Source organism: Amycolatopsis thailandensis, assembly GCF_002234405.1.
Classification (GTDB): domain Bacteria; phylum Actinomycetota; class Actinomycetes; order Mycobacteriales; family Pseudonocardiaceae; genus Amycolatopsis; species Amycolatopsis thailandensis.
On sequence record NZ_NMQT01000407.1, the window covers coordinates 1 to 542 of the forward strand.

Consider the following 542-nt stretch of genomic DNA (forward strand, 5'->3'; position numbering starts at 1 on the left):
CTTCCTCTGAATGCGGTAGTTCGTGATGCCAACTACCGCATCCAGAGGACGAAACGCGGGAAGTCAGCCCGCGGCGTCCGAGATGGACTTCGCCTCGCGGGCACCCGCCTCGAAGGCTTCACACGAAAAGAGCAGCCAAGCGCGGACACCGTCAGGAGTCCCGCCAGAGAAGCCCGTCGCGGCCTCGATGTACTTCGGCACCCGCCGGAAGTACGCGACCTCCGGCACCGTCAGCGCCTTCGGGTCCAGCCCGGTCGCCACCGCCGAAAGCCGCGCCGCGGCGCGCGCGACGACCCCGTCCGCGGAGCCGAAAGGCTTCAGCGCCAACAGTTCCCCGTGCACGACGGCGGTCAGCACCGGCCCCGGCACCGACGTCGCGCCGACGACCAGTTGCGCCAGCATCTCCAGCCGCGGCCCGACGTCGCCGGACGAGCGCGGCCGTCCCAGCGCGTCGAGATCCGTCACCAGGTCCGAAGCGGCCAGAACGTGCAACCGCGCCAGCGCCTGCAACGGCGCGCGCCGCCAGGTCGGGAGCAGAACAC

Annotated in this window: 1 protein-coding gene; it reads right to left on the bottom strand. The window is 70.8% G+C overall.

Translation table 11 applies throughout. The annotated features are described in order from the left end of the window. Window positions 1-63 precede the first annotated feature (63 nt). A partial coding sequence (locus CFP71_RS43185; protein ID WP_482746736.1) for a Fic family protein occupies window positions 64-542 on the bottom strand: 479 nt, incomplete at its 5' end.